25 protein-coding genes are annotated in these 24,212 nt (G+C 68.6%); 14 read left to right on the forward strand and 11 right to left on the reverse strand.

Annotated features, from left to right (window positions below):
- Positions 1–69 precede the first annotated feature (69 nt).
- Positions 70–1,089, forward strand: coding sequence for an alpha/beta hydrolase (locus tag ACQR3U_RS05595; protein ID WP_006553622.1), 1,020 nt, complete (start codon positions 70–72; stop codon positions 1,087–1,089).
- A 618-nt stretch (positions 1,090–1,707) separates the two neighbouring features.
- On the opposite strand, the gene ACQR3U_RS05600 is transcribed toward ACQR3U_RS05595, so the two are convergent.
- Positions 1,708–1,911: a PspC domain-containing protein gene (locus ACQR3U_RS05600; protein WP_230809921.1), complete on the reverse strand. Its 204-nt coding sequence runs from the start codon at positions 1,909–1,911 to the stop codon at positions 1,708–1,710.
- A 197-nt stretch (positions 1,912–2,108) separates the two neighbouring features.
- Here ACQR3U_RS05600 and ACQR3U_RS05605 point away from each other — a divergent pair, with 197 nt between their 5' ends.
- Positions 2,109–2,957, forward strand: a complete 849-nt coding sequence (locus ACQR3U_RS05605) for an NADPH-dependent oxidoreductase (protein ID WP_230809922.1) — start codon at positions 2,109–2,111, stop codon at positions 2,955–2,957.
- A 13-nt stretch (positions 2,958–2,970) separates the two neighbouring features.
- Here ACQR3U_RS05605 and ACQR3U_RS05610 read toward each other — a convergent pair whose 3' ends face one another.
- Positions 2,971–3,312, reverse strand: a complete 342-nt coding sequence (locus tag ACQR3U_RS05610; RefSeq protein ID WP_006553618.1) for a hypothetical protein — start codon at positions 3,310–3,312, stop codon at positions 2,971–2,973.
- 168 nt (positions 3,313–3,480) lie between these two features.
- Here ACQR3U_RS05610 and ACQR3U_RS05615 point away from each other — a divergent pair, with 168 nt between their 5' ends.
- The gene (locus ACQR3U_RS05615; protein ID WP_230809923.1) at positions 3,481–4,338 is read left to right on the forward strand and encodes an alpha/beta hydrolase family protein; all 858 of its coding nucleotides are present in this window, start codon (positions 3,481–3,483) and stop codon (positions 4,336–4,338) included.
- Here the strand turns inward: ACQR3U_RS05615 and ACQR3U_RS05620 are convergent.
- From ACQR3U_RS05620 to ACQR3U_RS05635, 4 genes are read right to left on the reverse strand one after another with little or no spacing between them, the layout of a single operon-like run.
- On the reverse strand, positions 4,324–6,153 hold the full coding sequence (locus ACQR3U_RS05620; protein WP_230809924.1) for a sugar phosphate isomerase/epimerase and 4-hydroxyphenylpyruvate domain-containing protein: 1,830 nt from the start codon (positions 6,151–6,153) through the stop codon (positions 4,324–4,326). The two genes, ACQR3U_RS05615 and ACQR3U_RS05620, sit on opposite strands and share 15 nt — an antisense overlap.
- Positions 6,153–7,019, reverse strand: coding sequence for a shikimate dehydrogenase (locus ACQR3U_RS05625; protein ID WP_230809925.1), 867 nt, complete (start codon positions 7,017–7,019; stop codon positions 6,153–6,155). The genes ACQR3U_RS05620 and ACQR3U_RS05625 overlap by 1 nt, the downstream gene beginning before the upstream one ends.
- Positions 7,016–7,486, reverse strand: a complete 471-nt coding sequence (aroQ, locus tag ACQR3U_RS05630; protein WP_230809926.1) for a type II 3-dehydroquinate dehydratase — start codon at positions 7,484–7,486, stop codon at positions 7,016–7,018. The genes ACQR3U_RS05625 and aroQ overlap by 4 nt, the downstream gene beginning before the upstream one ends.
- Positions 7,483–8,841, reverse strand: a complete 1,359-nt coding sequence (locus tag ACQR3U_RS05635) for an MFS transporter (protein ID WP_064852224.1) — start codon at positions 8,839–8,841, stop codon at positions 7,483–7,485. Before ACQR3U_RS05635 ends, aroQ begins: the two co-directional genes overlap by 4 nt.
- A gap of 102 nt (positions 8,842–8,943) precedes the next feature.
- On the opposite strand from ACQR3U_RS05635, the gene ACQR3U_RS05640 reads away from it, so the two are divergent.
- Positions 8,944–9,948 carry a LacI family DNA-binding transcriptional regulator gene (locus ACQR3U_RS05640; RefSeq protein ID WP_230809927.1) on the forward strand — a complete coding sequence of 335 codons (1,005 nt, stop codon included), beginning with the start codon at positions 8,944–8,946 and terminating at the stop codon, positions 9,946–9,948.
- Between the two features lie 52 nt (positions 9,949–10,000).
- On the opposite strand, the gene ACQR3U_RS05645 is transcribed toward ACQR3U_RS05640, so the two are convergent.
- Positions 10,001–12,019, reverse strand: coding sequence for a prolyl oligopeptidase family serine peptidase (locus ACQR3U_RS05645; RefSeq protein WP_230809928.1), 2,019 nt, complete (start codon positions 12,017–12,019; stop codon positions 10,001–10,003).
- Between ACQR3U_RS05645 and ACQR3U_RS05650 the strand changes: the two genes are divergently transcribed.
- Together ACQR3U_RS05650 and ACQR3U_RS05655 are read left to right on the forward strand one after the other, a co-directional pair.
- On the forward strand, positions 12,018–13,352 hold the full coding sequence (locus tag ACQR3U_RS05650) for a wax ester/triacylglycerol synthase domain-containing protein (protein WP_230809929.1): 1,335 nt from the start codon (positions 12,018–12,020) through the stop codon (positions 13,350–13,352). The two genes, ACQR3U_RS05645 and ACQR3U_RS05650, sit on opposite strands and share 2 nt — an antisense overlap.
- 30 nt (positions 13,353–13,382) lie before the next feature.
- Complete coding sequence (locus ACQR3U_RS05655) at positions 13,383–14,228, forward strand: SDR family oxidoreductase (protein WP_006553609.1); 846 nt, start codon at positions 13,383–13,385, stop codon at positions 14,226–14,228.
- A 37-nt stretch (positions 14,229–14,265) separates the two neighbouring features.
- On the opposite strand, the gene ACQR3U_RS05660 is transcribed toward ACQR3U_RS05655, so the two are convergent.
- A complete protein-coding gene (locus ACQR3U_RS05660) occupies positions 14,266–14,556 on the reverse strand; it encodes a hypothetical protein (protein ID WP_019291132.1) in 291 nt (96 codons plus the stop codon).
- 181 nt (positions 14,557–14,737) lie between these two features.
- Between ACQR3U_RS05660 and ACQR3U_RS05665 the strand changes: the two genes are divergently transcribed.
- The 4 genes from ACQR3U_RS05665 to ACQR3U_RS05680 are packed head-to-tail and all read left to right on the forward strand — an operon-like array spanning position 14,738 to position 18,340.
- On the forward strand, positions 14,738–15,646 hold the full coding sequence (locus ACQR3U_RS05665) for an ABC transporter ATP-binding protein (protein WP_230809930.1): 909 nt from the start codon (positions 14,738–14,740) through the stop codon (positions 15,644–15,646).
- Entirely contained in the window at positions 15,643–16,443 is an 801-nt protein-coding gene (locus ACQR3U_RS05670; protein ID WP_024101788.1) for an ABC transporter permease, read from the forward strand. The genes ACQR3U_RS05665 and ACQR3U_RS05670 overlap by 4 nt, the downstream gene beginning before the upstream one ends.
- A 26-nt stretch (positions 16,444–16,469) precedes the next feature.
- Positions 16,470–17,705 carry a sensor histidine kinase gene (locus ACQR3U_RS05675; protein ID WP_230809931.1) on the forward strand — a complete coding sequence of 412 codons (1,236 nt, stop codon included), beginning with the start codon at positions 16,470–16,472 and terminating at the stop codon, positions 17,703–17,705.
- Positions 17,702–18,340 (forward strand): response regulator, encoded by a 639-nt coding sequence (locus tag ACQR3U_RS05680; protein WP_006553604.1) that lies wholly within the window; start codon positions 17,702–17,704, stop codon positions 18,338–18,340. Before ACQR3U_RS05675 ends, ACQR3U_RS05680 begins: the two co-directional genes overlap by 4 nt.
- Positions 18,341–18,404: 64 nt before the next feature.
- Here the strand turns inward: ACQR3U_RS05680 and ACQR3U_RS05685 are convergent, their stop codons facing one another.
- Positions 18,405–19,064, reverse strand: coding sequence for a hemerythrin domain-containing protein (locus tag ACQR3U_RS05685; protein ID WP_230809932.1), 660 nt, complete (start codon positions 19,062–19,064; stop codon positions 18,405–18,407).
- Between the two features lie 148 nt (positions 19,065–19,212).
- On the reverse strand, positions 19,213–19,938 hold the full coding sequence (locus ACQR3U_RS05690) for a TetR/AcrR family transcriptional regulator (protein WP_230809933.1): 726 nt from the start codon (positions 19,936–19,938) through the stop codon (positions 19,213–19,215).
- Positions 19,939–20,041: 103 nt separating this feature from the next.
- Between ACQR3U_RS05690 and ACQR3U_RS05695 the strand changes: the two genes are divergently transcribed.
- The 4 genes from ACQR3U_RS05695 (at position 20,042) to lpdA (ending at position 23,282) form a co-directional block, all read left to right on the forward strand.
- Positions 20,042–20,998, forward strand: a complete 957-nt coding sequence (locus ACQR3U_RS05695) for an ABC transporter ATP-binding protein (protein ID WP_230810012.1) — start codon at positions 20,042–20,044, stop codon at positions 20,996–20,998.
- Entirely contained in the window at positions 20,995–21,630 is a 636-nt protein-coding gene (locus ACQR3U_RS05700) for an ABC transporter permease (RefSeq protein ID WP_230809934.1), read from the forward strand. The genes ACQR3U_RS05695 and ACQR3U_RS05700 overlap by 4 nt, the downstream gene beginning before the upstream one ends.
- A complete protein-coding gene (locus ACQR3U_RS05705; RefSeq protein WP_230809935.1) occupies positions 21,627–21,815 on the forward strand; it encodes a hypothetical protein in 189 nt (62 codons plus the stop codon). The genes ACQR3U_RS05700 and ACQR3U_RS05705 overlap by 4 nt, the downstream gene beginning before the upstream one ends.
- A 63-nt stretch (positions 21,816–21,878) precedes the next feature.
- Positions 21,879–23,282 carry a dihydrolipoyl dehydrogenase gene (lpdA, locus tag ACQR3U_RS05710; protein ID WP_006553599.1) on the forward strand — a complete coding sequence of 468 codons (1,404 nt, stop codon included), beginning with the start codon at positions 21,879–21,881 and terminating at the stop codon, positions 23,280–23,282.
- A 74-nt stretch (positions 23,283–23,356) separates the two neighbouring features.
- On the opposite strand, the gene ACQR3U_RS05715 is transcribed toward lpdA, so the two are convergent.
- Positions 23,357–24,046 (reverse strand): helix-turn-helix transcriptional regulator, encoded by a 690-nt coding sequence (locus ACQR3U_RS05715; RefSeq protein ID WP_230809936.1) that lies wholly within the window; start codon positions 24,044–24,046, stop codon positions 23,357–23,359.
- Positions 24,047–24,212: the final 166 nt, after the last annotated feature.

Below are 24,212 nucleotides of genomic sequence, written 5' to 3' on the forward strand. Positions count from 1 at the left end.
CGGAGGTTCGTGCCGATCCGCAACCGGTCCGCGGTGCGCAGCCAGACGGATCGACGAGGGGAAGAGGATATGCGGTCGTCCTGGTTACGGCGGGTACTGCTCACGGTGGCGATGGGAACGTCGATGGTCCTCGCGGCTCCCGGAGGCGCTCTCGCGCAGTCGGTAGAAGCCGACGACCAGCGACCGGTGGGAGAGCTGACCTCTGTCGAGCACGAGAGCGACCGCACCGTCATCGCGAACGTCTACTCACCGTCGATGGACAAGGTGATCCCCCTCCGGATCCGGACGCCCGCCGACTCGAGCGAACCGCGTCCCACCCTCTACCTGATCAACGGCTCGGGAGGCGGGCAGGGGATCGCCACCTGGGAGAAGCAGACCGACGTCGAGGACTTCTTCTCGGACAAGAACATCAACGTCGTCACGCCGCTTCTCGGCGGCTACAGCTACTACACCGATTGGCGCAACGACGATCCCGCACTCGGCCGCAACATGTGGACGACCTTCCTGACGCACGAACTCCCGCCGGTCATCGACACGGAGTTCGGGACATCGGGACGCAACGCCATTGCGGGAGTGTCGATGTCGGGGACGTCGGTGCTCGGCCTCGCCACGACGGCCCCCGAGCTGTACGAGGCGGTCGGGGCGTACAGCGGATGCGCCGAGACGAGCACGCCGCTGGGGCAGTCCTACGTGCAGGCCGTCGTACGCGTCAAGGGTGGCGACCCCGAGAACATGTGGGGCCCGGTCGGTGATCCGGCCTGGATCGAGAACGATCCCTACCTCCAGGCCGAGAAGCTCCGCGGTATCGACCTGTACATCTCGTCGGGTTCGGGTCTGCCCGGGCAGTACGAGCGGCTCGGATCGCGGTCGGTGAACAACGACCCGATCGGGCTCGTCGGGCAGGTGGTCGTCGGCGGCAGCATCGAGGCGGCGGTCCACCACTGCACCCAGCGGATGGCCCAGCGACTCGAGGAGTTGGACATCCCCGCCCGGATCGACCTGCGTCCGGCGGGTACGCACTCCTGGGACTACTGGGAGGACGATCTGCGCAACTCGTGGCCGCTTCTGTCGCAGGCGGTCGGACTGTAGAGGTCCCGCACAATCCACCGGAAATGCCCGATTCGATCCCGGTCGAATCGGGCATCTTCTTTCGGTCGTTATTCAACCGATAGATCGGTCGATTCGCCGTAATTGGTCGGTGAACGGGATGAATCGGGCCGAACGGAAATATCGAAGTCAAACAGAAATAAATGGGTACGGACGTTCCGTTTTCTTTCCTTGACACTGTGAGCTGGTCATATGCGGGCTCGTCCCAGCTTCTCTGCGAGTGTGAATGTCATCACATCCCGATTTGCGCACTCTCGGGTCGCGCATACACGTCGAGTGTGTTGAGAATTGATGCGAGCCCGACGGAATTCCGATCGGAATTCCGGGTAGGCGGAAAGCAATCGGACGAGACCCGTCCGGTATGTGATCGGACGAAGGAGATTCACATGGACGTCATCGAACTCATCGGCTCTGCCCTCGAACTGCTCGGCGGCACCGAACTGCTCGGCACCCTGCTCGAGACCGGCAGTGCCGTTCTCGGCCTCGGCCAGTAGTTCCTGCTGAGCTGAACAGCTGTGCCGCTGCCTCGCAGCGGAATACGACACCCCCGGCGGATCTCCGCCGGGGGTGTCGTCGTCTCGGCCGACCCCGTGACCCGGATCAGTTCTCGGGGATCAGCATCCACAGGGCGAGGTAGAGCAACATGGCGGTGCCGCCCGTGACGAAGGCGGCGAGGACTGCGCCTGCACGCACGAGGTTGAGGTCGACGTTGAAGTACTCGGCCAGTCCGGCGCACACACCACCGAGCATGCGCTGGGACGAGGAGCGGGTGAAGGGACGGGGAGCCTGGTTCTCGAAGTTCATGTATTCATCCTGTCGCCGTAACGGCCTCGGCACATCCGGGAACGGCCCGGATCTTCACCCTGATCTTCGTCTCGGGGTCGGTCGGACGAGCCGGCCCGAACAACGCAGAAATCACGCTGAGGGCAATGCTCGGCGACCGGGGCGCGAGGAGGCAGACTCGACCGTCGGTACTGCCGATCAGAAGGAGATCTCCCGTGATGACCGACGTCGTCCTGGACGAACAGCTCGCCGCACTGCGCCGCAGGTACGGCACCCGGGCCGCCGAGCAGGTGGCCGGACGCGGTGGCTCCGGCGCGTGGAACGACGTCATCGCTCTCCAACTGGCGCATCGCTCCGTGCGAAAGTTCCTTCCCGAAGCGGTCTCCGAGGATGATCTGTGCGCGATCGTGGCCGCGGCTTCGTCCGCCGCGAGCTCGAGCAACCTGCAGTTGTGGAGCGTCGTGGCCGTCACCGACCGCGACCGGCTCGCCCGGATCGCGACTTTCGCCGGCGACCAGCCGGCGGTGCGTGACGCTCCACTGCTGCTCGTGTGGGTGGCCGACCTCGCCCGGGCGGCGCGGGTCGCCGAGCAGCACGGCAAGGATCTCGTCAACGTCGACTACGTGGAGTCCGCGCTGCTCGGGGTGGTCGATGCCGCGCTCGCCGCACAGAATGCGGTGCTCGCCGCGGAATCGCTCGGCCTCGGCACCGTCTACATCGGGGCCATCCGCAACCATCCGCGTGACGTGGCCGCAGAACTGGCTCTGCCCGACCACAGGTTCGCTGTGGTCGGGCTGGTGGTGGGCCGTCCCGATCCCGAGGTGGAGTCGGAGGTCAAGCCGCGGTTGGGTCAGGACGTGGTGCTGCATCGCGAGCAGTACTCGACCGAGGAACGGGATGCCGGCCTCGCCGCCTATGAGGAGGAGATCTCCGGCTTCTACCGCGATCAGGGTCTGGCGGAGAGCTGGGTCGAACGTGTACTCGGGCGCTTCGCGTCGCCCGGCGCGCTCGGGAGCAGGGAACAGATGCGGGAAGCTCTGCGGGAGCGAGGTTTCGGTCTGGACTGACCGCAGGGAGGCGTCAGCGGCACACGACCGTCAGGCCGACCCCGCGCCACACCTGACGTTCGACACGATCGAACTCGTTGTCGTCACTGTCGTATTCGTACTCGACCTCGGTCCGGTATCCCCGGTCGCGCTGAGCGGTCACGGTGCAGTCGCCGCCGGCGGAACCGGACCGGTTGACGATCGAGTACGGCACACCCTCCGCGGCGAGCACGGCGACCGCGGCCTGCTCGCTCGAGCCGACCACACCGGGCGCGGGTTGTGCTGTGGCAGTTCCTGTTCCGAGCAGTACTGCGGCGGTGCCGAGCGACAGGACGGCGGCGGTCGCGAGACGGGAGCGGGTGACAAGAGTACGCATGGGTTCCTCCGAAAGGGTGCTGGACCGGACATTTCGATCGTCCGCCGCGACCCGGCCCGAGCACATCCGGGCACGACCCCCATCCCGACCCTGAATTCCGGACTCGGGGTGGCAGGGACACTGGGGAAACCGGCACCCGCCGCGTCCGGATCGGCCTAGTCTGGGCCGGTGGAGACCGTACCGATCCAGCTTCCCGGGGGCACCACGGCCCCGGTGCGCCTCTTCGCGGGACCCGACCACGAGCACGAGACACGCCGCGACGCCTCCCGCGCCGTCGTGGTGATCGTGCCGGGGCTCGGCATCCCGGCCGGTTACTACGAGCCGTTCGCGCAGGCGATCACCGAGCACGGATTCGACGCGGCGATCTGTGAACTGGCCGGCCAGGGCGACAGCCGTCCGAGGCCCGGACCCGACAGCACCTACGGCTACCACGAGATCGTCGCGACGCACTTCCCCGCTGTCTTCGAGGTGGTGCGGGAGCGCTTTCCCGACTCGACGCCGTACCTTCTCGGCCACTCCATGGGCGGCCAACTCGGGGTGCTCTACGCCGCGCGCATCCGCGGCCGGCTCGGCGGACTGATCCTCGTCACCTCGGGCACGCCTTACTACCGCCAGCACGTGGGCATCCGCGGACCGGGACTGTGGCTCGGGTCGACGGCGATGTCGCTGACCGCCGCGGTGGCCGGTTTCTGGCCCGGCGATCGCATCGACGTCGCCGGTTTCGGCCGGCAGTCGCGCGTGCTGATCTCCGACTGGGCGCGACTGGCCCGCACCGGCCGGTTCGAACCGGCCGGTGCGAACATCGACTACGAGGAACGGGTCGGGCGTCTCACGCTGCCCGTCCTGTCGATCACGATCGAAGACGACGACCTCACCCCGGTCGCGTCGGCGCAGCACCTGCTCGAGAAGCTGCCCTCCGCCGACGTCGCCCGGTGGCACAACCCGCGGGCACTGGGCCACAACGGATGGATCCGCGACAACAACGACACCGTAGCGAAGATCGTGGCCTGGCTACGCGACCGCTGATCCCGCGCGGGCAGCAGCGGCGAGCCGGACGTGCGCGTTGGGGGAGCCGTATCCGGTGTAGCCGCCGCGCCGTTCGAGGAGTTCGACCTGGAAATTGCCCTGCACCGGGAGCGTGTAGGCGTGCAGGAATTCGCCGCCGTCGTCGTTGCGGTCGTAGAGCAGGCCGTTGTCCTGCAGGACGGCGAGCAGGTCGGGGTCGAGCACGAACCGCGCGTCGAGATCCGCGTAGTAGTTCGCGGGCGGCCGGAGGAACTCCACGCCGCGCGCACGTGCGTGGCGTACCGAGTCGACGACGTCGGCCGTGGCGAAGGCCAGCTGGGTCACACCGTGCAGCTGGGGCGCAGCACCGGTCTCGGAGACGTTCAGCGCGACCCGCAGGTCACCCTTCTCCGCGCGCAGTGCGCGGATGCGCAGGCGGCCCTGCGGCTGGATGTACTCCTCGGGGTCTTCCGGCCGCAGTCCGAACAGGGTGCGGAAGAACGACAGCTCCTGGTTCAGGTCGTCCGCCGCGACCGTCACGTCGACATGGTCGAGACCGAGCCATCCCTCGTCGGCCGGGGGAGTGGCTGCCGCGTCGTCGGACACGAAGTCGTTGTGCCAGTCGTCGGTCTGCCCCGGCTCGGCACTGACGAAGACGTGCAGACCGGAGGGCGAGGTGATGCCCGGCAGGCCTGCTTCACCCTCCCCTCGGGTGCGGTCGACCGCGGGCCACAGCAGGTTGGCGGCGCGTTCGGCCACCGCGGCGACGTCGGGGGCGACGAGACCCAGCGCGGTCGCGGCGGGGCCCGGCGCGGGCTCCTCGTTCAGGACGACGTTCGCGCCGCCGTTGCGCCACCACACGACGGGCTTGCTGCGGTGCCGGCCGGCGACATGGAATCCGAGTCCGGTGAGCAGCGCCGGGTAGTCGGTGCGGTCGGGGTCGGCGAGTTCGACGAACGCCGCGTCGGTGTGCGCCGGAAGCGGCGGTGCGACCGTCACCTTCTCGCGTGCGGGCCCGGTGACCCGCGCACCGAGCCGGTCCTCGAGGAACAGCAGCGACCGCATCGCGTCGCGCGCGGTCACATGCGGATCCGCTTCGCGCACCACGTCGCTGAAGACCTCGAGCGAGAGCGGACCGTCGTAACCGGCGTCGAGCACGGCCGCGACCACCCCCGAGACGTCGAGCATGCCCTGCCCCGGGAAGCACCGGAAGTGGCGGCTCCATTCGAGGACGTTCATGTCGAGCACCGGGGCGTCGGCGACCTGCAGGAAGCCGATGCGTTCGCCGGGGATGCCGGCCAGGGCGCGTCCGTCGTCGCCGCGTGCGAGCATGTGGAAGGTGTCCACGGCCAGCGTCACGGCCGGGTGGTCGGCGCGTTCGACGAGATTCCACGCCTGCCCGACCCGGTTGACGTGGCGTCCCCAGGCGAGGGCCTCGTAGGCGAAGGTGACCCCGTGCGAGGCGGCGAGATCGCCGACGGCGCGCAGCTGTTCGGCGGACAGTTCCGGATCGTCGATCGCGGTCGGCAGCGCGTTCGAGCACGCCAGGAAGGTCGTTGCGCCGAGCTCGTTCATCACCTCGAGCTTGCGGCGGACACGGTGCAGGACGTCGGGGAACCGCCGTGGGTCGACGCCCTCGATGTCGCGGATCGGCTGGAACAGGTCGATCGACAGACCGAGATCGGCGCAGCGCCGGGCCACCTCGGCGGGTGACAGCGGCGACGCGATCAGGTCGTTGTCGAAGATCTCGATCCCGTCGAATCCTGCAGTGGCGATCGCGTCGAGTTTGTCGGCGAGAACACCGGAGAGCGAGACGGTGGCGATTCCGCGGCGCATCAGCTGGTCAGCTCCTCGAAGTGTCGGACCATTCGTTCGGCGTCGGGTTCGACGCCCGTGAAGTACTCGAAGGCACCCACGGCCTGGAAGACGGCCATGCCGCCACCGGGCACCACGCGGCATCCGCGGGAGCGGGCGAGGTGGATCAGTTCGGTCTCGAGCGGGAAGTACACGACGTCGGAGACCCACAGGTCCTCGCGGACGAGCTCGGCGGGGACGGGCAGCCCGGGGTGGCCGGTCATGCCCGTGGGGGTCGCGTTGACCAGACCCTGTGCCGAGGCCAGAGCACCGGCGAGATCGGTGGTCGCGCGGACCCGGTCGTCGCCGAACCGCTTGGCCAGGCGGGTCGCGCAGGCCTGCGCCTTCTCGACGTCGACGTCGACGATGGACACGTGCGCGGAACCCTGTTCGAGCAGCGCGTATCCGACGGCCGAACCGGCACCGCCGGCCCCGACCAGCACGGCGCGGTCGGAGACGGCCTCGGGTAACCGGCGGCGGAACGCGCGTCCCCAGCCGGACCAGTCGGTGTTGCGGCCGAGCGCGCGACCGTTCCGGAACACCACGGTGTTGACCGCGCCGAGATCGTGGGCGTCGTCGGACAACTCGTCGAGCAGGGGGATGACGACCTGTTTGAAGGGGTGCGTGATGTTGAGCCCGTCGAAGCCGAAACGTTGTGCCCAGTCGAGCATCTCGGCCAGGTTCTCGGCGCCGTAGCCGAGGCGCTCGGCGTCGACGAGGCGGTAGGTCAGGTTCAGTCCCGAGGCGAAGCCCTCCCGTTCCTGCATGGCCGGGGTGAGCGAACCGCCGATCCCGGCGCCGAACAGGCCCAGCAGGAAGGACGTACGTGCGGGCGCTGCGGTGGTCATCGGGCGCTTTCCTTCTTCTCGGTATCGAGTGCGAGTGCGGCCAGGTGACGGACGGCGAACTCGTATCCGTCGGGGCCGCATCCGGCGATCACGGCCTTCGCGCCGGGAGCGACGAACGAACGGTGCCGGAACTCCTCGCGGGCGTGGACGTTGGTCAAATGCACTTCCACGATCGGTGCCGCGACGGTCACGAGCGCGTCGTGCAGTGCGACCGAGGTGTGCGTGTAGGACGCGGCGTTGACGACGAAACCGGCTGCCGATTCGCGGAGTTCGTGGACGGCGTCGATGAGTGCGCCCTCGTGGTTGCTCTGCCGGAAGTCGATGTCGAAGCCCAGGTCGTCGGCGGTGCGGCGGCACGACTTCTCGATGTCCGCCAGCGTCGCGGTGCCGTAGAGATGAGGTTCGCGCGTGCCGAGCAGGTTGAGATTGGGCCCGTTGAGAACGGCGATCGTCGGACGAGCACTCACGATGCCGCTCCGGCGGGGACCGGCGCGGTGTTCCGATCGTGAGGGAGCAGGCCGATCTCACGGGTGGGGATCTTGTGGGTTCCGGACGGTCCGGTGGCCACCGCGATCAGCGAGATGGCGACGGCGCCGACGCAGAACAGGGCCACGCGGTACCAGTTGTCGGCGTTGCCGTCCATGAGCGAGCCGGCAATGGCCGGGGTGAAACCGGCGAGCGCGAAGCCGAACTGGGTGCCGATCGCCATGCCCGACAGGCGGACGCTGGTGGGAAAGTACTCGGCGTAGGTGGCGGGCCACACCGCGTTCGGCATGCTGTAGACCACGCCGGCGAGCAGGATTCCGGTGATGAGCACGAGCGGCACGTCGCCCCGCGAGATCGACCACAGGAAGGCCGTCACCATCACGGCGCTGCCGATCAGGCCGGAGACGAAGACCGGCTTGCGACCGATGCGGTCGGACAGCAGGGCCCACATGGGGATGGTGCCCACGGCGATGATGTTGGCGACGATCGCCAGCCACAGCATCGTGGTGTCGCTGATGCCGATGCCGTACTCGTCGGCTGTGGCGAAGTTGAGGGCGAACACCTGGAAGGCCGTGTTGACCATGGCGATGAAGGCCGCGAAGAAGACGCGCAGGACGCCGGTCCAGTGGTGGCGGAAGAGCACGGCCAGTGGTGCCTTGGGGGCCTCGTCGTGCGCCTTCTCGGCGTGGAACTCGGGGGTCTCGTCGAGGCTGCGCCGGATGAGGAAACCGACCAGCACGATCACGGCGCTGATCCAGAAGGGCACGCGCCAGCCCCACGACTGCAACTGCTCCTCGGACAGCAGCGCGATCACGGGCAGGAACATCAGAGGTGCGAGCACCTGGCCGCCCTGCGTGCCGCTCAGTGTCCAGCTGGTGAAGAAACCGCGTCTGTCGTCGGGGGCGTGTTCGAACGACATCGAGTTCGCGCCGGCCTGCTCACCCGCGGCGGACAGCCCCTGGAGCAGCCGCAGCACGACCAGCAGGATCGGCGCGATCATGCCGACCTGTCCGTAGGTCGGCAGGCAGCCGATGAGGAAGGTCGAGACACCCATCAGTAGCAGCGTGCCGACGAGAATCAGCTTGCGGCCGAAGCGGTCACCGATGTGGCCCATCAGGACGGAGCCGAAGGGGCGTGCGACGTAGGCGACGCCGAAGGTCGCGAGCGACGCGACGGTCGCGACCGCCTGGTTGCCCTCGGGGAAGAAGATCTTCGGGAAGACGAGCGCAGCGGCGGTACCGTAGATCGCCAGGTCGTAGTACTCCAGTGCGCTGCCGCTCCACGCGGCGAGGGCCGCCTTGCGGGGCGTGCGCTGCACCGTGGTGTTTTCAGTCATCGGATGCCTCGGGGGGTGGGTCTTCAGTATCGGATACACGGACGTTATGGGTGTGGCGCAGCCCACGACAATCGTTTGCCATTTCTTTGCCATACTGTCCGTATGTCGGCCTCTCCGCGTTCACGGAAACGCGCCACCATCACCGATGTGGCCCGCGAGGCAGGGGTCGCAGCGTCGACGGTCTCGCGCACGTTCACCAAGCCCGGTCGCGTCAACGCCGCCACTCGCGACCACATCCTCGAGGTCGCCGACCGGCTCGGCTACGCACCCAACCCCGCGGCCCGCGCCCTCGAATCGGGACGCACCAACACCCTGGCGCTGCTGGTCCCCGACATCACGAACCCCTTCTTCTCGGGCGTGATCAAGGGGGCCGAACGCGCCGCCGTCGCCTCCGGCCGGACCCTCGTCCTCGCCGACACCCAGGAGAGCGCGACCACCGAAGCGCACATCATCCGGCGGCTGGGGCCGGCCGTCGACGGTTTCGTCCTGGCGGCCGCCCGTATGCCGGACGACGAGCTGCGGCGCGTCGCCGAATTCGACGCCGTGACCATGGTGAACCGGGCGATCCGCGGAATCTCCTGCGTTGTCGCCGATTACGAGACGGGCACGCGGCAGATCGTCGACCACCTCGCGTCGCTCGGGCACCGCTCGTTGCTGTTCCTCGGCGGTCCGCCCGAGTCATGGTCGGGAGCGCGGCGCTGGGCCGGTCTGCAGGCCGCGGCGCAGGCTCACGGCATCGCGGTGCGTCGCTTCGGCCCCTACTCGCCGACGCTCGGTGGCGGTGCCGCCGCGGCCGACGCCGCCGTGGCGGCCGGTGCCACCGCGGTGGTGTGCCACAACGACATGCTCGCCATCGGGGTGCTGCGCCGGATGCGGGATCGCGGGGTGTCCGTCCCGGAGCACGTGAGCGTGGTCGGATTCGACAACATCTTCGGCTCCGACCTGTGCCGGCCGTCGCTCACCACGCTCGCCGAACGCACCGAGGACGCCGGGGCGCGCGCCATCGAGATGCTCGCCCGGCAGGCCTACGAGCGGGTCGCGGTGGCCGACGAACTCGTGCTCCCGACGCAGCTCGTCGTCCGCGAGTCCACCGGACCGGCGAGATGAGGGAGGTTGTGTGCGTCTTTCTCGACGAGAACGCACACAGCCTCCCCGAAGTTCACCGGTTCGCGAGCTTGTCCGCCAGGAAGGTGAACGTCAGCGCCGACTTGAACGCCGCCTGGGCGTTGTCGGCAGCGCCGCCGTGGCCGCCCTCGATGTTCTCGTAGTACCGGACCTCGTGACCCTGCTCTTCGAGCCGCGCCACCATCTTCCGCGCATGGCCGGGATGCACCCGGTCGTCGCGCGTCGACGTGGTGACGAGGATCGGCGGGTAGTCGGCATCCGGGTCGGTGTTCTGGTACGGCGAGTACTTCGACAGGAACTCCCACTCCGCGGGGTTGTCGGGGTCGCCGTACTCGGCCATCCACGACGCACCGGCGAGCAGCAGGTGGTAGCGCTTCATGTCGAGCAGCGGCACCTGGCACACGATCGCCCCGAACAGTTCGGGATAGCGGGTGAGCATCACGCCCATGAGCAGACCGCCGTTGCTGCCGCCCTGGGTGCCGAGCTGCTCGGCCGTCGTGATCCCGCGCGCGACGAGATCCTTCGCGACCGCGGCGAAGTCCTCGAAGACCTTGTGCCGGTTTTCCTTCAGGGCCTGCGTGTGCCAGCTGGGTCCGTACTCGCCGCCACCGCGGATGTTCGCGATGACGTAGGTGTAGCCCTTCTCGAGCCACGCCCGCCCGACGCCGCCGCTGTAGGCCGGCACAATCGAGTTCTCGAACCCGCCGTACCCGTACAACAGTGTGGGCGACGGGGTTCCGGTGTTGCTGCCGACCACGAAGTAGGGCACCTGCGTGCCGTCGTCGGACGTCGCGAAGAACTGCTCGACGGTGATGCCCTCGGCGTCGAAGAACGCCGGGGCCTGCTTGATCGCCTCCACCGGGCCGCCGACCGTCCCCGACAGCAGGGTCGCAGGGATCGTGAAACCGCTGGAGTTGAGGAAGAAGTCGTCGCTGTTGAGCGGATCGACGTCGATGATCGAAGTCGACGTGGCATCGGGGACGTCGGGCAGTTCCTCGTCCGACCAACCGTCCTCACCCGGTGTGAGCACCCGCACGCGGGTCTGCACGTCGCGCAGTGTGACGACGAGCAGGTGATTCTGTGTCCACGCGTACTGCTCGAGCGAGGTGTGCTCGTCCGGGGCGAACAGCACTGTCACCTCACGCGAGCCGGCGAGGAAGGCCGGATAGTTCGCGGCGAGCAGCGTGCCGGCGGGATGGCCGAGCCATTCGGAGCGGGTGCGCACGAGCAGGTGGTCGCGGTACACGCTCACCCGCGCGTCGTCGGGAACATCCAGTTCGACGAGCTCGCCGTCCGCGGTGAGTTCGAAACGCTGCGCCCGGTAGAAGTCGATCGCGCGGTCGACGAAGCTGCGCTCGTATCCGGGAGTGTTGTCGTACCAGGCGGAGACGGCGACATCGGTGCGCTCACCTTCGAAGACCGTCTCGGCCTCCTCGATCGGAGTGCCGCGCCGCCACTTCTTCGCGAGTCGCGGATAACCCGAGTCCGTGAGCGATCCGTCGCCGAAATCGCTTCCCACATAGACGGTGTCGGCGTCGATCCACCCGATGTCCGTTTTCGCCTCGGGCAGTTCGAAACTGTCCGGGCCCGAGACGAATCGACGCTCGACGAGGTCGAACTCGCGGATCACGCTCGCGTCGGCACCACCGCGCGACAGGCTGATGAGCGCGCGGGTCTGATCGGGCCGCAGCACCTGGGCACCCGACCACACCCAGTTCTCGCCCTCCTCCTCGGCGACGGCGTCGAGGTCGACGAGGACGTCCCATTCGGGTTCGTCGCGCAGGTACTGCTCCATCGTCGTGCGACGCCACAGGCCGCGTACGTGCTCGGCGTCCCGCCAGAAGTTGTAGAGGTACTCGCCCCGCCGACGCGCATAGGGGATGCGGGCGTCGGTGTCGAGGATCTCGCGGATGCGGGATTCGAGGTCGGTGAAGCTCTCGGTGCGGGTGTACTCCTCGACCGTTCGGTCGTTCCGGGCACGCACCCAGTCGAGTTGTTCCTCGCCGGTGACGTCCTCGAGCCATAGGTACGGATCGGTCGTGTCGTCGCTCATGATCCATTCATACCCGCCCCGCACGTGCCTCCGGCGGCAGGCAGACTGTGACCTCGTGCAGATGCATCCGTCGGACGCGCGCCGGGAATGGCTCGGCGACCGCATCCCGGGCGACCTGTTCGCCCTCTACTGTTTCGACGCCCCCTCGACTCCGGTCGCCGACGTGCTCGACGAACTGCGGTCGCGGGCGGCGGTGATGGGGGAGCTGCAGGTACGGATGGTCGAGGTACCCGCGGGTCTCGACTATCCCTACTGGGCAGCGCACACCCCAGCAGAAGACCGGTTCGTCGTCCACGAATCCGGCAGCTACGAACAGATGCTCGTCGCGCTGTCCGGGCTCGTCGCGACCCGCGTCGACGTCACCGTCTCGCCGTGGCGACTGCACGTCTTCCCACATGTCACGGGTGCTCCGCGCGGGAACGGTCCCGCCCTCGTGGTCGTCCTGCAGATGTCGCACGCCTTCGCAGACGGGGTGCGCACCTCCGCGCTCGCCCGCGATCTGCTGGCGGGCACCGCGACACCCACGACACCGCCGCGCGCCCTCTCGCCCGCCGGGATGCTTACGCGTGCCGTCCTGCGGCTGCCGTTCTCGATTCCACGGGTGATCGCCGACGGGCGGCGGTCGGTGGATGCGGCGCGACAGCTCGCCGACCCCTCGGTGCCGCCACCCACCCCGGGGAGGCCGCTGGTCGCTGTGAACACCGCACCTGGGCCGCGGCGGATGGTCCGCACACTCGTGTTCGACTCCGCCGCCCTGCGCAGCGTCGGCACGGTCACCATCGGCGCGCTCACGGCCATCGGCGCCGCCCTGTCGCAGTTCCTCGGCGTCGACGAACTGTCCGCCGAGGTGCCGGTCGCGGTGGCGCCGGGCACGGCCCGCAACAGCTACCGCAACGTCGGCGTCGACCTGCACTGCGCGCTCCGCGAACCGCACGAACGTGCCGCGGCGATCGCCGCCGACCTGGCGTTGCAACGGATCCGTGCGCGGCACCCCGCCATGGCGATCCGGGTCCGCACCGACGACCACGTCCCCGCACCGTTGCTGCGGTTCGGTACCGACCGACTCGACCTGTCCGTCGTCCCACCCACCGTCACGGGCAACACCGTCGTGTCGAGCGTCTACCGAGGTCCGGCCGACCTGGAACTCGGTGGCGGGCGGGTGCGGTTCACCTCGGGCTTCCCGGGCCTGTCGCCCGTGCAGGCGCTCACCCACGGCGTGCACGGGATCGGCGACACCGTGACCCTGTCGGTGACGACCTCCCCGGATGTCCTCGACGCGGCAGGTCTCGCTCGGTACGTCGCCCTGCTGCACGAGGCGGTCGCCTCGCTGTAACGTGCCCCGAATCCAACGATGGAGGGGCACATGGCGGCTTATGCGGTGACGGGTGCCGCCTCGGGAATGGGCCGGGCGAGCGCGGAGCGGCTGCGGGCCGCCGGGCACACAGTGATCGGCATCGACCTGAAGGACACCGAGGTCACGGCGGACCTATCCACTCCGGAGGGTCGTTCCCACGCCGTCCGGGCCACGCTCGAGCTGGCGGGCAGCCGTCTCGACGGTGCCGTGCTCGCCGCCGGCCTGGGCCCCACCCCCGGCAAGGAGGAGATCATCGCGCAGGTCAACGTGCGCGGCGTGATCGACCTGCTCGTCGGATGGCGAGCAGCTCTGGCCGCCTCCGCGAACAGCAAGGTCGTGGTGTTCGGATCCAATTCGACGACCACGACTCCCGGCGTGCCGAACTCGGCGGTGAAGGCCTTCCTCGCCGGCGACATGGACAAGGGCGTCGTGCGCACCACCCGCATCTCGCAGGCGGGCCCGCCGTTCACCTATGCGGCGTCGAAGATCGCCGTGACCCGATGGGCGCGACGCGCCGCGGTCACCCCCGAGTGGGCGGGTGCCGGCATCCGCCTCAACATCCTCGCGCCCGGAGCGATCTCCACCCCGCTGCTCGACGCGCAACTCGAGAGCCCCCTCGGGAAGGTGGTGGAGAGCTTCCCCGTTCCGCTCGGGGGCTTCGGGAAGCCCGACGAGATCGCGCAGTGGGTCGAATTCATGCTGTCCCCGGCGGCGGACTTCATGACGGGCAGCGTCGTGGTGGTCGACGGCGGCACCGAGGCGTACTTCCGTCCCGACGACTGGCCGGTGCGGGTCCCGTTCCGGTCGATCCCGCGCTACCTGCTCGGCATGCGCAGGTTCGGGCGCCGCAAGTGAGGGTCCGCGCAGCGCGGACCCCCACCGCGCTCCCGTATCAGGCGAAGTAGTCGCCGAAACCGTAGATCGCGTCGAACGCGCTGGTGGGCAATACATCCACCGCGTTCACGCGGTAGGACGAGTACGAGTCCTGCATCAGGTCGCGCACGAACCGCAGGGCGTGGATCGCGTCGACGGCGTCGACGGTGATGATGAGCTGGGCGCGACCGTTGTCGCTGCGGCCCACCGCCCCGTGGTGCGGGACGATCGGTTCGATGAGGTCGACGGTCTCGTCGTCGGTCAGGAGATCGAGGTCGGCGTCGATTTCGATCATTGCGTTGTATTCCATGTGGGTTCTCCCGGTTCGAACACCCGAGCGGCCTCGCGCCGCGCGGGTTGATCTCGACGGGGAACACGCACGGCGACATCATGCCCGAACCGGATGACCCTCACCATCATCCGATCGGGGGACATCCGATCGAGACGGACGGACGATGTGCGGGACCCGTGCTCCGCGCGACGCTCGATGCATGCCGATCGTCGAAGTGAACAATCTGCACAAGTCGTACGGAGGTCGCGCCGTCGTGGACGGCGTGAGCTTCGAGATCCACGAAGGTGAGATCTTCGGGGTCCTCGGTCCGAACGGGGCCGGGAAGACGACCTCCGTCGAACACATCTCGGGTCTGCGAAAACCCGATGAGGGCACCGTCCGCGTCGCCGGCCTCGACCCGGTCCGCGACCACCGGGCCGTCACCGAACTGCTCGGCACGCAGTTGCAGCAGGGTGAGCTGCAGCCGAAATTGACCGTGCGCGAGGCCCTCCGGTTGTACGCGGCCTTCTACGCCCGACCCGCGGACGGCGATGTGCTCGCCGAACGCCTCGGGCTCGGCCGCATGCTCGACACCCGGTTCACGAAACTGTCCGGGGGCCAGAAACAGCGGTTGTTCATCGCACTGGCACTCATCGGTTCACCGCGCGTCGTCGTCCTCGACGAACTCACCACCGGACTCGACCCGCGTGGGCGCCGTGACACCTGGGAACTGATCGAGGAGGTGCGTGATTCCGGCGTCACCGTCCTGCTCGTCACACATTTCATGGAAGAGGCACAACGCCTCTGCGACCGTGTCGCGGTCTTCGATTCCGGGCGCATCCGTGCGCTGGGGACGCCGGCCCAGCTGATCGGGCAGTCGTCCGCAGCGATCGTGGTCTCGTTCCACCCGTCCGGTCCGCTCGACCCCGCGCTCCTCGAAGCCCAGCCCGGCGTCGTCTCCGTGCACACCGCCCGGGAACGGGTGGCCGTCGAAGGCAGTGAGGAGTCGATCCACGCGGTACTCGGCCTGTTGGCACGCCTCGGCGTCACGGCCGAACGCCTCCGCATCGCCGAAGCGACCCTCGACGACGCCTACCTCGATCTCACCGACACCAGGAGCACGTCATGACCGACCCGACCGTCCGCACCAGGCTCGTCGAGACGTCGACGACGAGCACCCCGGCGATGTCCGCATCGACCGCCGTTCTGCGTACCGAGGCACGACTGTTCACGCGGGAACCCGGGGCGCTCTTCTGGATCCTCGTCTTCCCCACGCTGTTGCTCGTGATCCTCGGCCTGATTCCCGGTTTCCGGGAACCGGATCCGGACCTCGGTGGTCTGCGGGTGATCGATCTGTACGTCCCCGTGGCGATCCTCCTCGCGATGATCGTGGCCGGTGTCCAGACGATGCCCGCGGTGTTGTCGTCGTACCGAGAACGGGGAATCCTCCGCAGGCTCGCCGTGACCCCGGCGAGTCCGTCGCACCTGCTGACCGCACAGATCGTGGTGCACGCGATCGCGGTCCTGGCGTCGGTCTTCCTCGCACTGATCGTCGGTCGGGCGGCCTTCGGAGTCGCCTTCCCCGCCCAGCCGTGGGGATACGCACTCGCGGTACTCGTCACTCTCGCTGCGGCACTGAGCGCGGGAGGGACACTGGCTGCGGTGGCACCGTCCGTGCGGATCGCTCAGACGCTGGGCACGATCGTGTTCTTCCCGTTGATGTTCAGTGCGGGCGTATGGCTTCCGGTGCAGGCGATGCCCGAGCTGCTGCGACGGATCGTGGAGCTGACACCCTTCGGTGCCGCAGCGCAACTGCTCGACGAGACCGCCGCGGGCGGCCTGCCGAATCTCGGTGGCATCGCGGTCGTGGTGGGTTGGACCGTCGTCCTGACCGGCGTGGCGATCCGGTGGTTCCGTTGGCAGTGACGGCGTCGACCGTCATCCTGGAAGCCATGACGGCACCGACGACCACCGACGATCCGTGGCTTCGGACCTACAGATGGGCGCCGGTGGGGATGCTCGCGACCGGCACCGTCCTGTCCGTCGGCACCGCGACGTTGTTGATGAGTCCCGCCGAGCGGTACACGGCAGCGGTGCTCACCGCGGTGGCGGTGGGTCTGGAACTGTGGCGCGGTCGCCGCCGCCGGTCGATGCCGGAGGGCGACGCGGTCTACTACCTGCTCCGGTCCGCCCTGGCGTTCGTCCTGAGCTGGCTCAACCCGTTCTTCGCGATCTATGCGGCCTCCGGCTACTTCGATGCCCACGCGATGCTGCCGGACCGCTGGAGCCGGTTCGGGCTGATCGTCACCGCCGTGACGGTGGCGGGTTCGCAGGCGGGTGGTCTGCCGCCGGACGACACGACGATGTGGATCGCATTCGGGCTCCTCGTCGTGCTCAACGCCTCGATTTCCATGCTGATGATGAGGCTCGCCGAACGCGACGAGCAGCGAAGTCTCGAACGGCTCGCTGCGATCACCGAACTCGAACGCACCAACGTCCGACTCGAGAACGCGCTGTCCGAGAACCAGGCCCTGCACGCGCAGCTGCTGGTGCATGCCCGGGAAGCGGGGATCGACGACGAGCGCCGCCGGCTCGCCGCGGAGATCCACGACACCCTCGCCCAGGGCCTGGCCGGGATCGTCACGCAGTTGCAGGCGGCACAGGACACCGCCGATCCGGAGGCGGCGCGGCGCCACGTCGAGAGGGCCACGGACCTTGCGCGACGCAGCCTCGGCGATGCCCGCCGCTCGGTGCGCAATCTCGCTCCCGAGGCACTCGAGCACCGCACGCTCGACGACGCGCTGGCCCACGAGGTGGAGAGATGGTCGGCCGAACACGGGATCCGGGTCGATCTCACGGTCACGGGCACCACCGAACCGTTGCACAACGACATCGGCGTGACGTTGTTCCGCATCACCCAGGAGGCCCTCGCGAACGTCGCCAAGCATTCCTCCGCACACCGTGCCGGTGTCACGGTGTCCTATATGGACGACGAAGTGAGTGTGGACATCCGGGACGACGGATGCGGTTTCGATCCGTGCGCGACACCGGGCGACGGATTCGGGTTGCGGGGCATGCAGTCCCGTGCCGACCGGATCGCCGGCGTCGTGGACGTCGAGTCCGAACCGGGTGTGGGGACCGCGGTCTCGGTGCGGGTGCCGCTGATCAGGGCCGGGAGGATGTCGTGACCGACGCGGACGAGATCACCGTGCTGATCGTCGACGACCACCCCGTCGTGCGGGACGGCCTGCGCGGAATGTTCGCCGCATCCCCGGAATTCGACGTGGTCGGAGAGGCTGCCTCCGGTCCGGAGGCCGTGACCCTCACGCTCGAACTCGACCCCGACGTGGTGCTCATGGACCTGCGGATGCCGGGAGGCGGGGGAGTGCAGGCGATCACCGAACTCGTCGCGCGAGGTGCGCGCAGTCGCGTCCTGGTGCTGACGACCTACGACACGGACGCCGACACCGTGCCTGCGATCGAGGCCGGCGCGACCGGCTACCTGCTCAAGGACGCTCTGCGGGACGACCTGTTCGCCGGGGTGCGGGCCGCGGCAGAGGGACGGACCGTCTTGTCGCCGGTGGTCGCGTCGCGGTTGATGAACCACATGCGGACACCCACCGCCCCGCAGGCGCTCAGCGCCCGGGAGCGTGAGGTGCTGGCGCTCGTCGCGAAGGGCACCTCGAACCGGGCCATCGCCCAGGAGCTGTTCATCAGCGAGGCGACCGTGAAGACCCACCTGACCCACGTCTTCGCGAAGCTCGAGGTGAAGGACAGGGCGGCCGCGGTCGCAGTCGCCTACGACCGCGGGATCCTGGGTTAGCCGAACAGCAGGGTCAGCCGAACAGCAGGGTCAGCCGAACAGCAGGGTCAGCCGAACAGCAGGGTCAGCCGAACACCGCACGCTCGCGGCGTCGTTGCCGACGGGAGAAGACCGCGACCATCAGTCGCACCGGAAGGGGCAGTTCGCGGCGGACCCGCTCGGTCTCGTCCTCGGGCATCACGGCGAAGAAGCGGGTGAGGTCGAAGTCGGCCCGGCCACCGCGCTGGGCGTCCTTCTCGAACCGCTGCCACGCGTCGGCGGAGACGTGCCCGGTGATGAGCGGGAAGACCGTTCGTTCCTCGTCCGCGATGTGCTCGTGGAGGTGCTCACTCAGCGTGCGGAGGGTGCGTGCGAAGCCGGCCACTGCCGCGGGGTCGGGGAGCCCGCGGGTGAATTCGCCGAGTTCGTCGAGGAGCGGGTCGAGTTCGTCGTGGTCGTCGGTGAGTTCGGTGAAGTCGACGTGGGGTCCGGCCGACGCGGTGATCAGCGGCCAGAGTGCGAGGTCCTCCACGTTGTGATGGTGGTAGAGACTCGCGACGAACAGTCCGACATAGTCGGCGGTCGCCGCGTAGCGGGCCCTGTCGAAGCTCGACGGATCTGCGAGCATCCGGTCCGCCAGTTCGCGGAGCCGGGTGACGTCGCGGAGGATCACGCGGTGCGCGAGCCGCATTCCGAGCAGGTCGTCGTCGGTGGTGAGGCGCGGGGTGAGGGATGCGGAAGTCATGTCGGTAGCGTGCGCGGCCGGACTTGGAACCGGCTTGGTGCCGAGCGGGCGCCGGAGATCGTCGCGCACCAAGTGGTCGCCAAGAATGTCTCCGCGCGCTCGGTCCGTGATCATCACTCCGGCGCTTGCAGGGAGCCGGCAGGCGATGTCAGCGGGTCGGCGCGATGCCGAACAGGAGCGCGTCGATGCCGGCGCGGAACGCACGGTCGTTCGCATCGGATCCGTCGTCCGCACCGCTGCGGCTGTCCGCATCTGCGACATCACCTGCGGATCCTCCGGCGGACGCGCCGGTCATCAGGGCGGTGAGATGCGGGTAGTCGCCGTGCTCGAGCATCGCGGCGATGTGCGCGGCTCCGCCGCCGGCCGCCCCTGCAGACATCCCGGCGGCCTCCTGCGCGGCGAAGTTGGTGACCCACCCCGACAGGAGGGCGACTCCGGTCATCGTCGCGGTCGGGTCGAGTCCGGCGGGGGCGAGGGCGCCGACGAGGTGGTCGAGATACCGCATCGAGTTCGGGCCGAGCGTCGATGCCGTGACCTGGCTCAGCCAGGGATGCCGGCGGTGGATTGCGCGGGACTGTTCGGCGACGTCGAGTACGTCGGCGCGCACGTCACCGGTCAGCGGAGCGAAGCGGTATTCGGCTCCGGCCCGGTCGACCATGAGGTCCACGAGATCGGTCTTGCCGGAGACGTAGCGGTAGAGCGACGCGGGGGCGGTGCCGAGGGCGTCGGCGAGCCTGCGCATGGACAGGGCGCGGATGCCGTCCTCGTCGGCGATCCGCACGCACGCGTCTGCGAGCTGGTCGAGCGTGTAGGCCGGTCGCGGGCCGGGGCGCCCGGTGTCGGACCGCAGCCAGATCGAGTCGGAGACCGTCATGCAGGACAGCATGCCCCCTCGAACGGGTTGCGAACGATGTTCGCAGATGCGTACCCTCGAACTGCGAACGGTGTTCCCAATCGAGAGGTGGATCGTGACCGAGATGGCACTCGAGGCGGAAGGCCTCACCCGGGCGTTCGGCGATCGCATCGTCGTCGACGACGTCCACCTGCGCGTCCCGCCGGGGCGCGTCCATGCGCTCCTCGGTCCGAACGGATCGGGGAAGACCACCATCGTCCGGATGCTCGCCACCCTGCTGCGGCCCACGGCCGGACGTGCCCGCGTACGCGGCTTCGATGTGGTGCACGACGCGACCCGCGTGAAGCGCTGCATCGGCTTCGTCGGCCAGTACCACGCGGTGGATCTACGACTGACCGGTGTCGAGAACCTGATGATCGTCGCTCGCCTGCACGGTCTGGCCGGCCGCGCCGCCCACACCCGCACGGTCGAACTGCTCGACCGCTTCGGCCTCGCCGATGCTGCGAACCGGCAGGCGAGCACCTACTCCGGCGGCATGCGCCGGCGGCTGGATCTGCTCGCCGGGATGCTCGTGCGACCCGACGTGCTCTTCCTCGACGAACCGACAACCGGTCTCGACCCGAGCAGCCGCAACGAGATCTACGGGATGGTCGGCGAACTGGTCGCCGAGGGCACCGCGGTCCTGCTCACCACGCAGTATCTCGACGAGGCCGACCGGCTCGCCGACGACATCACCATCCTCGACGCGGGCCGGACGATCGCGACCGGCACTCCCGCCGAGATCAAGGAGGCGGTCGGCTCCGGACTCGACCTCGTCCTCCCCGGTGCTGCCCACATCGACGAGGCCGTCGCCGTCATCGGCGCATTCGGCCTGCGCCACAACGGCATCCAGGTGCCGGTCGAGAACGGCTCGGTCCGGCTGTCCTTCACGACCGACGCCCACTCGGTGCCGCTGCTGCCCGTGCTGCGCGCCCTCGACGACGCGGGTGTCCCCGTCGACGACATCGGCCGTCGCCGCGTCGGTCTCGACGAGGCATTCCTGACCTTGACCGGACGCGAGCGAATCGAGGAGTCCGCATGACCACCATCCACGAGTCCGGCCACGGCAGTTCTGCCCTCACCGGCACCCGGACGTTGCTGCATCGCGTCCTGCTGACCTACCGGCACTCGCCGGCCCTGCTGTTCGTCACCCTCGCCGCACCGCTGGGCATGATGCTGCTCTTCGGATTCGTCTTCGCCGGCGCCCTGTCCGGTGGCGAGGGCGCCGCCTACCGCGCATACCTGATGCCGGGTGTGCTCGTCCTCGTGGCGGCCATGGGCCTCGCGACCACCGCCGCCACCGCGAACGCCGACATGCGCAGCGGACTGTCGGATCGCTTCCGGACCCTGCCCACCTCCCCGGTGGCCGCGCCCGCCGTACTCGCCTTCGCCGAGACCCTGACGTGTGCGGTCACGCTGGCGCCGATGGTCAGCATCGGATATCTCGTCGGCTGGCGGATCGAAGCGGGCGCCGGGGAGATCGCCCTCGCCGCGGTGGTGCTGCTGTTGTTCCGGTTCGCATTCTCGTGGGTAGGTGTGTGGCTCGGCGTCTCGATCCGGGACGAACAGGTCCTGCAGCAGTGCGCACCCATGATCTTCGGCACGATCATGTTCTCGAACATCTTCGTGCCCACCGACACGATGCCGGTGGTCGTCCGACAGATCGCCGAGTGAATCTCGTCAGTGCCGTCGTAGGTGCGCTGCGCGAGCTGCTCTCGGCGTCCGCGCCGGTACCCGCGGATGCGGCGTGGCCGCTGCACCATCCGGTGTGGTCGGCGTTCGGCTGGTGCGTCGTGCTGCTCGCCGTGACGGTCCCGCTCGCCGTGCGCCGATACACGGCCGATCACCGGATCCTGTAGCTACCGGCCGGTAACCGGACCATCGGCAGACACCGGAATCGGGCGGGACTACCCTGTATATCCGTGACCTCACACTATGACGTCGTTGTCCTCGGAGCCGGTCCCGGTGGGTACGTCGCTGCTATCCGCGCGGCACAGCTGGGACTGAGCACCGCCATCATCGAGCAGAAGTACTGGGGTGGTGTCTGCCTGAACGTCGGCTGCATCCCCTCGAAGGCACTTCTCCGCAACGCCGAGCTGGCACATCTCTTCAACAAAGAGGCCAAGACCTTCGGCATCTCGGGAGACGTGTCCTTCGACTTCGGTGCCGCCTACGACCGCAGCCGCAAGGTCGCGGACGGGCGCACCAAGGGCGTGCACTTCCTCATGAAGAAGAACAAGATCACCGAATACGACGGTAAGGGCTCGTTCGTCGACGCCAAGACCATCGAGGTGACCCTCACCAAGGGCGGCACCGAACAGGTGACCTTCGACAACGTCATCATCGCCACCGGCTCCGTCACCAAGCTGCTGCCGGGCACCGAGCTCAGCGACAACGTCGTCACCTACGAGGAGCAGATCCTCACCCGCGACCTCCCCGAGTCCATCGTCATCGTCGGTGCCGGTGCCATCGGCATGGAGTTCGGCTACGTCCTGAAGAACTACGGGGTCGACGTCACCATCGTCGAGTTCCTCGACCGCGCACTGCCCAACGAGGACGCCGACGTCTCCAAGGAGATCGCCAAGGCGTACAAGAAGCTCGGCATCACCATCAAGACCGGTGCCGCGGTGCAGAAGATCTCGGACGACGGTTCGAAGGTGACCGTCGAGATCAAGGACAACAAGTCCGGCAACGTCGAGACCGTCACGGTCGACAAGGTGCTGCAGTCGGTCGGCTTCGCGCCGCGCGTCGAGGGCTACGGCCTCGAGAACACCGGCGTCGAGCTCACCGACCGCGGTGCCATCGCGATCGACGAGCGCATGCGCACCAACGTCAAGGGTATCTACGCCATCGGCGACGTCACCGCGAAGCTTCAGCTCGCGCACGTCGCGGAGGCGCAGGCCGTGGTCGCGGCCGAGACCATCGGCGGTGCCGAGACCCTCGAGCTCGGCGACTACCGCATGATGCCGCGTGCGACCTTCTGCCAGCCGCAGGTCGCCTCCTTCGGTCTCACCGAGGAGCAGGCGAAGGCCGAGGGCTACGACGTGAAGGTCGCGACCTTCCCGTTCACCGCCAACGGCAAGGCGCACGGTCTGGGTGATCCCAACGGCTTCGTCAAGCTCATCGCCGACAAGACCCACGGTGAGCTCATCGGCGGCCACCTCATCGGCCCCGACGTCTCGGAGCTGCTGCCCGAGCTGACCCTGGCCCAGAAGTGGGACCTCACGGTCAACGAGCTCGCGCGCAACGTCCACACGCACCCGACTCTGAGCGAGGCGCTGCAGGAGGCCATCCACGGTCTCGCCGGACACATGATCAACTTCTGAGGATGCGGGGCCGACCCGAGGCCCCGCGTTCACCCTTCTTCCGTGTGGGCGGATCCCCGCTCGGATGTACCGGCTCAGCCCGTGACGACTCGACCGTCGTCGCGGGCTGACGTCGTTCCGCCCTTCTCCGGGCGCAGCACCAGCTGCACGAGACAGTTACCGTCCTGCGGGTCGGGCCGGACGTCGACGGCGTAGCGGCTGCGCAGCAGGTCGGCGTGGTCGTCGAGGACACGCTGGATCAATCCGCGTTGGATGCCGCGCACCACTTCGGGATTCGTGCGGGCGATCTCCGCGAGCGGGCACGTGCACAACGTGAGGCTGTGGGTGCCGAAGGCATTCGTCGCGCTCTGCGTCTCGAAACCCAACTGCTGCAGGGCGTCGATGACGAGCGTGCCGGCGTCGACGGTCGGCGCGGGTGCGAGGGCGAGGGCGAGGGCGAGCATGCCCGCCCAGTCCGAGCCCACCTCGAACGCCCTGTCCTCGCGCTCGGTGGGGGTGCCCCCGATCCGCGCGGCGAGCAGCGCGACGAGATCGGTGTAGGACGGTTCCTTCACCGCGACGTAGCCGAGGCGCGGGCGCCCGACCCGCTCGATCGGAAGTTGCCGGGTGCGGACGAGACCTTCCTCCCCGAGGCCCGCGAGATGGAAGCGGACGGTCGTGACGTGCAGGTCGAGCGTGGCGGCGAGATGATGGGCGTCGACCGGGCCCGAGGACTCCCGCAACAGGCCGAGAATCCGCTCGCGTTGCTTCACCCGCCGTGCCAAGTCCGCTCTCCCGTCGCGCCCGCGATGACTCTCAGGTGAGGGTCACCTTATTAAAAGGAGGAAAATCCTCTATAGTCGGCGCCATGGAGGCGACAACCGACGCACCGTCCACGTTACGACCGGTCCGGAGAGCCTCGGAACCGTAGCCACCCTTGCCCTCGCGAGA

This window comes from Rhodococcus sp. IEGM1339, from assembly GCF_050321925.1.
Classification (GTDB): domain Bacteria; phylum Actinomycetota; class Actinomycetes; order Mycobacteriales; family Mycobacteriaceae; genus Rhodococcus; species Rhodococcus pyridinivorans.

Excerpts from the sequence above, each read along its gene's own strand:
- ACQR3U_RS05595 (WP_006553622.1), top strand. The coding sequence starts at position 70 with ATGCGGTCGTCCTGGTTACGGCGGGTACTGCTCACGGTGGCGATGGGA.
- ACQR3U_RS05600 (WP_230809921.1), bottom strand. The coding sequence starts at position 1,911 with ATGAACTTCGAGAACCAGGCTCCCCGTCCCTTCACCCGCTCCTCGTCC.
- ACQR3U_RS05605 (WP_230809922.1), top strand. The coding sequence starts at position 2,109 with ATGACCGACGTCGTCCTGGACGAACAGCTCGCCGCACTGCGCCGCAGG.
- ACQR3U_RS05610 (WP_006553618.1), bottom strand. The coding sequence starts at position 3,312 with ATGCGTACTCTTGTCACCCGCTCCCGTCTCGCGACCGCCGCCGTCCTG.
- ACQR3U_RS05620 (WP_230809924.1), bottom strand. The coding sequence starts at position 6,153 with ATGCGCCGCGGAATCGCCACCGTCTCGCTCTCCGGTGTTCTCGCCGAC.
- ACQR3U_RS05625 (WP_230809925.1), bottom strand. The coding sequence starts at position 7,019 with ATGACCACCGCAGCGCCCGCACGTACGTCCTTCCTGCTGGGCCTGTTC.
- ACQR3U_RS05635 (WP_064852224.1), bottom strand. The coding sequence starts at position 8,841 with ATGACTGAAAACACCACGGTGCAGCGCACGCCCCGCAAGGCGGCCCTC.
- ACQR3U_RS05640 (WP_230809927.1), top strand. The coding sequence starts at position 8,944 with ATGTCGGCCTCTCCGCGTTCACGGAAACGCGCCACCATCACCGATGTG.
- ACQR3U_RS05650 (WP_230809929.1), top strand. The coding sequence starts at position 12,018 with ATGATCCATTCATACCCGCCCCGCACGTGCCTCCGGCGGCAGGCAGAC.
- ACQR3U_RS05645 (WP_230809928.1), bottom strand. The coding sequence starts at position 12,019 with ATGAGCGACGACACGACCGATCCGTACCTATGGCTCGAGGACGTCACC.
- ACQR3U_RS05655 (WP_006553609.1), top strand. The coding sequence starts at position 13,383 with ATGGCGGCTTATGCGGTGACGGGTGCCGCCTCGGGAATGGGCCGGGCG.
- ACQR3U_RS05660 (WP_019291132.1), bottom strand. The coding sequence starts at position 14,556 with ATGGAATACAACGCAATGATCGAAATCGACGCCGACCTCGATCTCCTG.
- ACQR3U_RS05665 (WP_230809930.1), top strand. The coding sequence starts at position 14,738 with ATGCCGATCGTCGAAGTGAACAATCTGCACAAGTCGTACGGAGGTCGC.
- ACQR3U_RS05670 (WP_024101788.1), top strand. The coding sequence starts at position 15,643 with ATGACCGACCCGACCGTCCGCACCAGGCTCGTCGAGACGTCGACGACG.
- ACQR3U_RS05675 (WP_230809931.1), top strand. The coding sequence starts at position 16,470 with ATGACGGCACCGACGACCACCGACGATCCGTGGCTTCGGACCTACAGA.
- ACQR3U_RS05685 (WP_230809932.1), bottom strand. The coding sequence starts at position 19,064 with ATGACTTCCGCATCCCTCACCCCGCGCCTCACCACCGACGACGACCTG.
- ACQR3U_RS05690 (WP_230809933.1), bottom strand. The coding sequence starts at position 19,938 with ATGACGGTCTCCGACTCGATCTGGCTGCGGTCCGACACCGGGCGCCCC.
- ACQR3U_RS05695 (WP_230810012.1), top strand. The coding sequence starts at position 20,042 with ATGGCACTCGAGGCGGAAGGCCTCACCCGGGCGTTCGGCGATCGCATC.
- ACQR3U_RS05700 (WP_230809934.1), top strand. The coding sequence starts at position 20,995 with ATGACCACCATCCACGAGTCCGGCCACGGCAGTTCTGCCCTCACCGGC.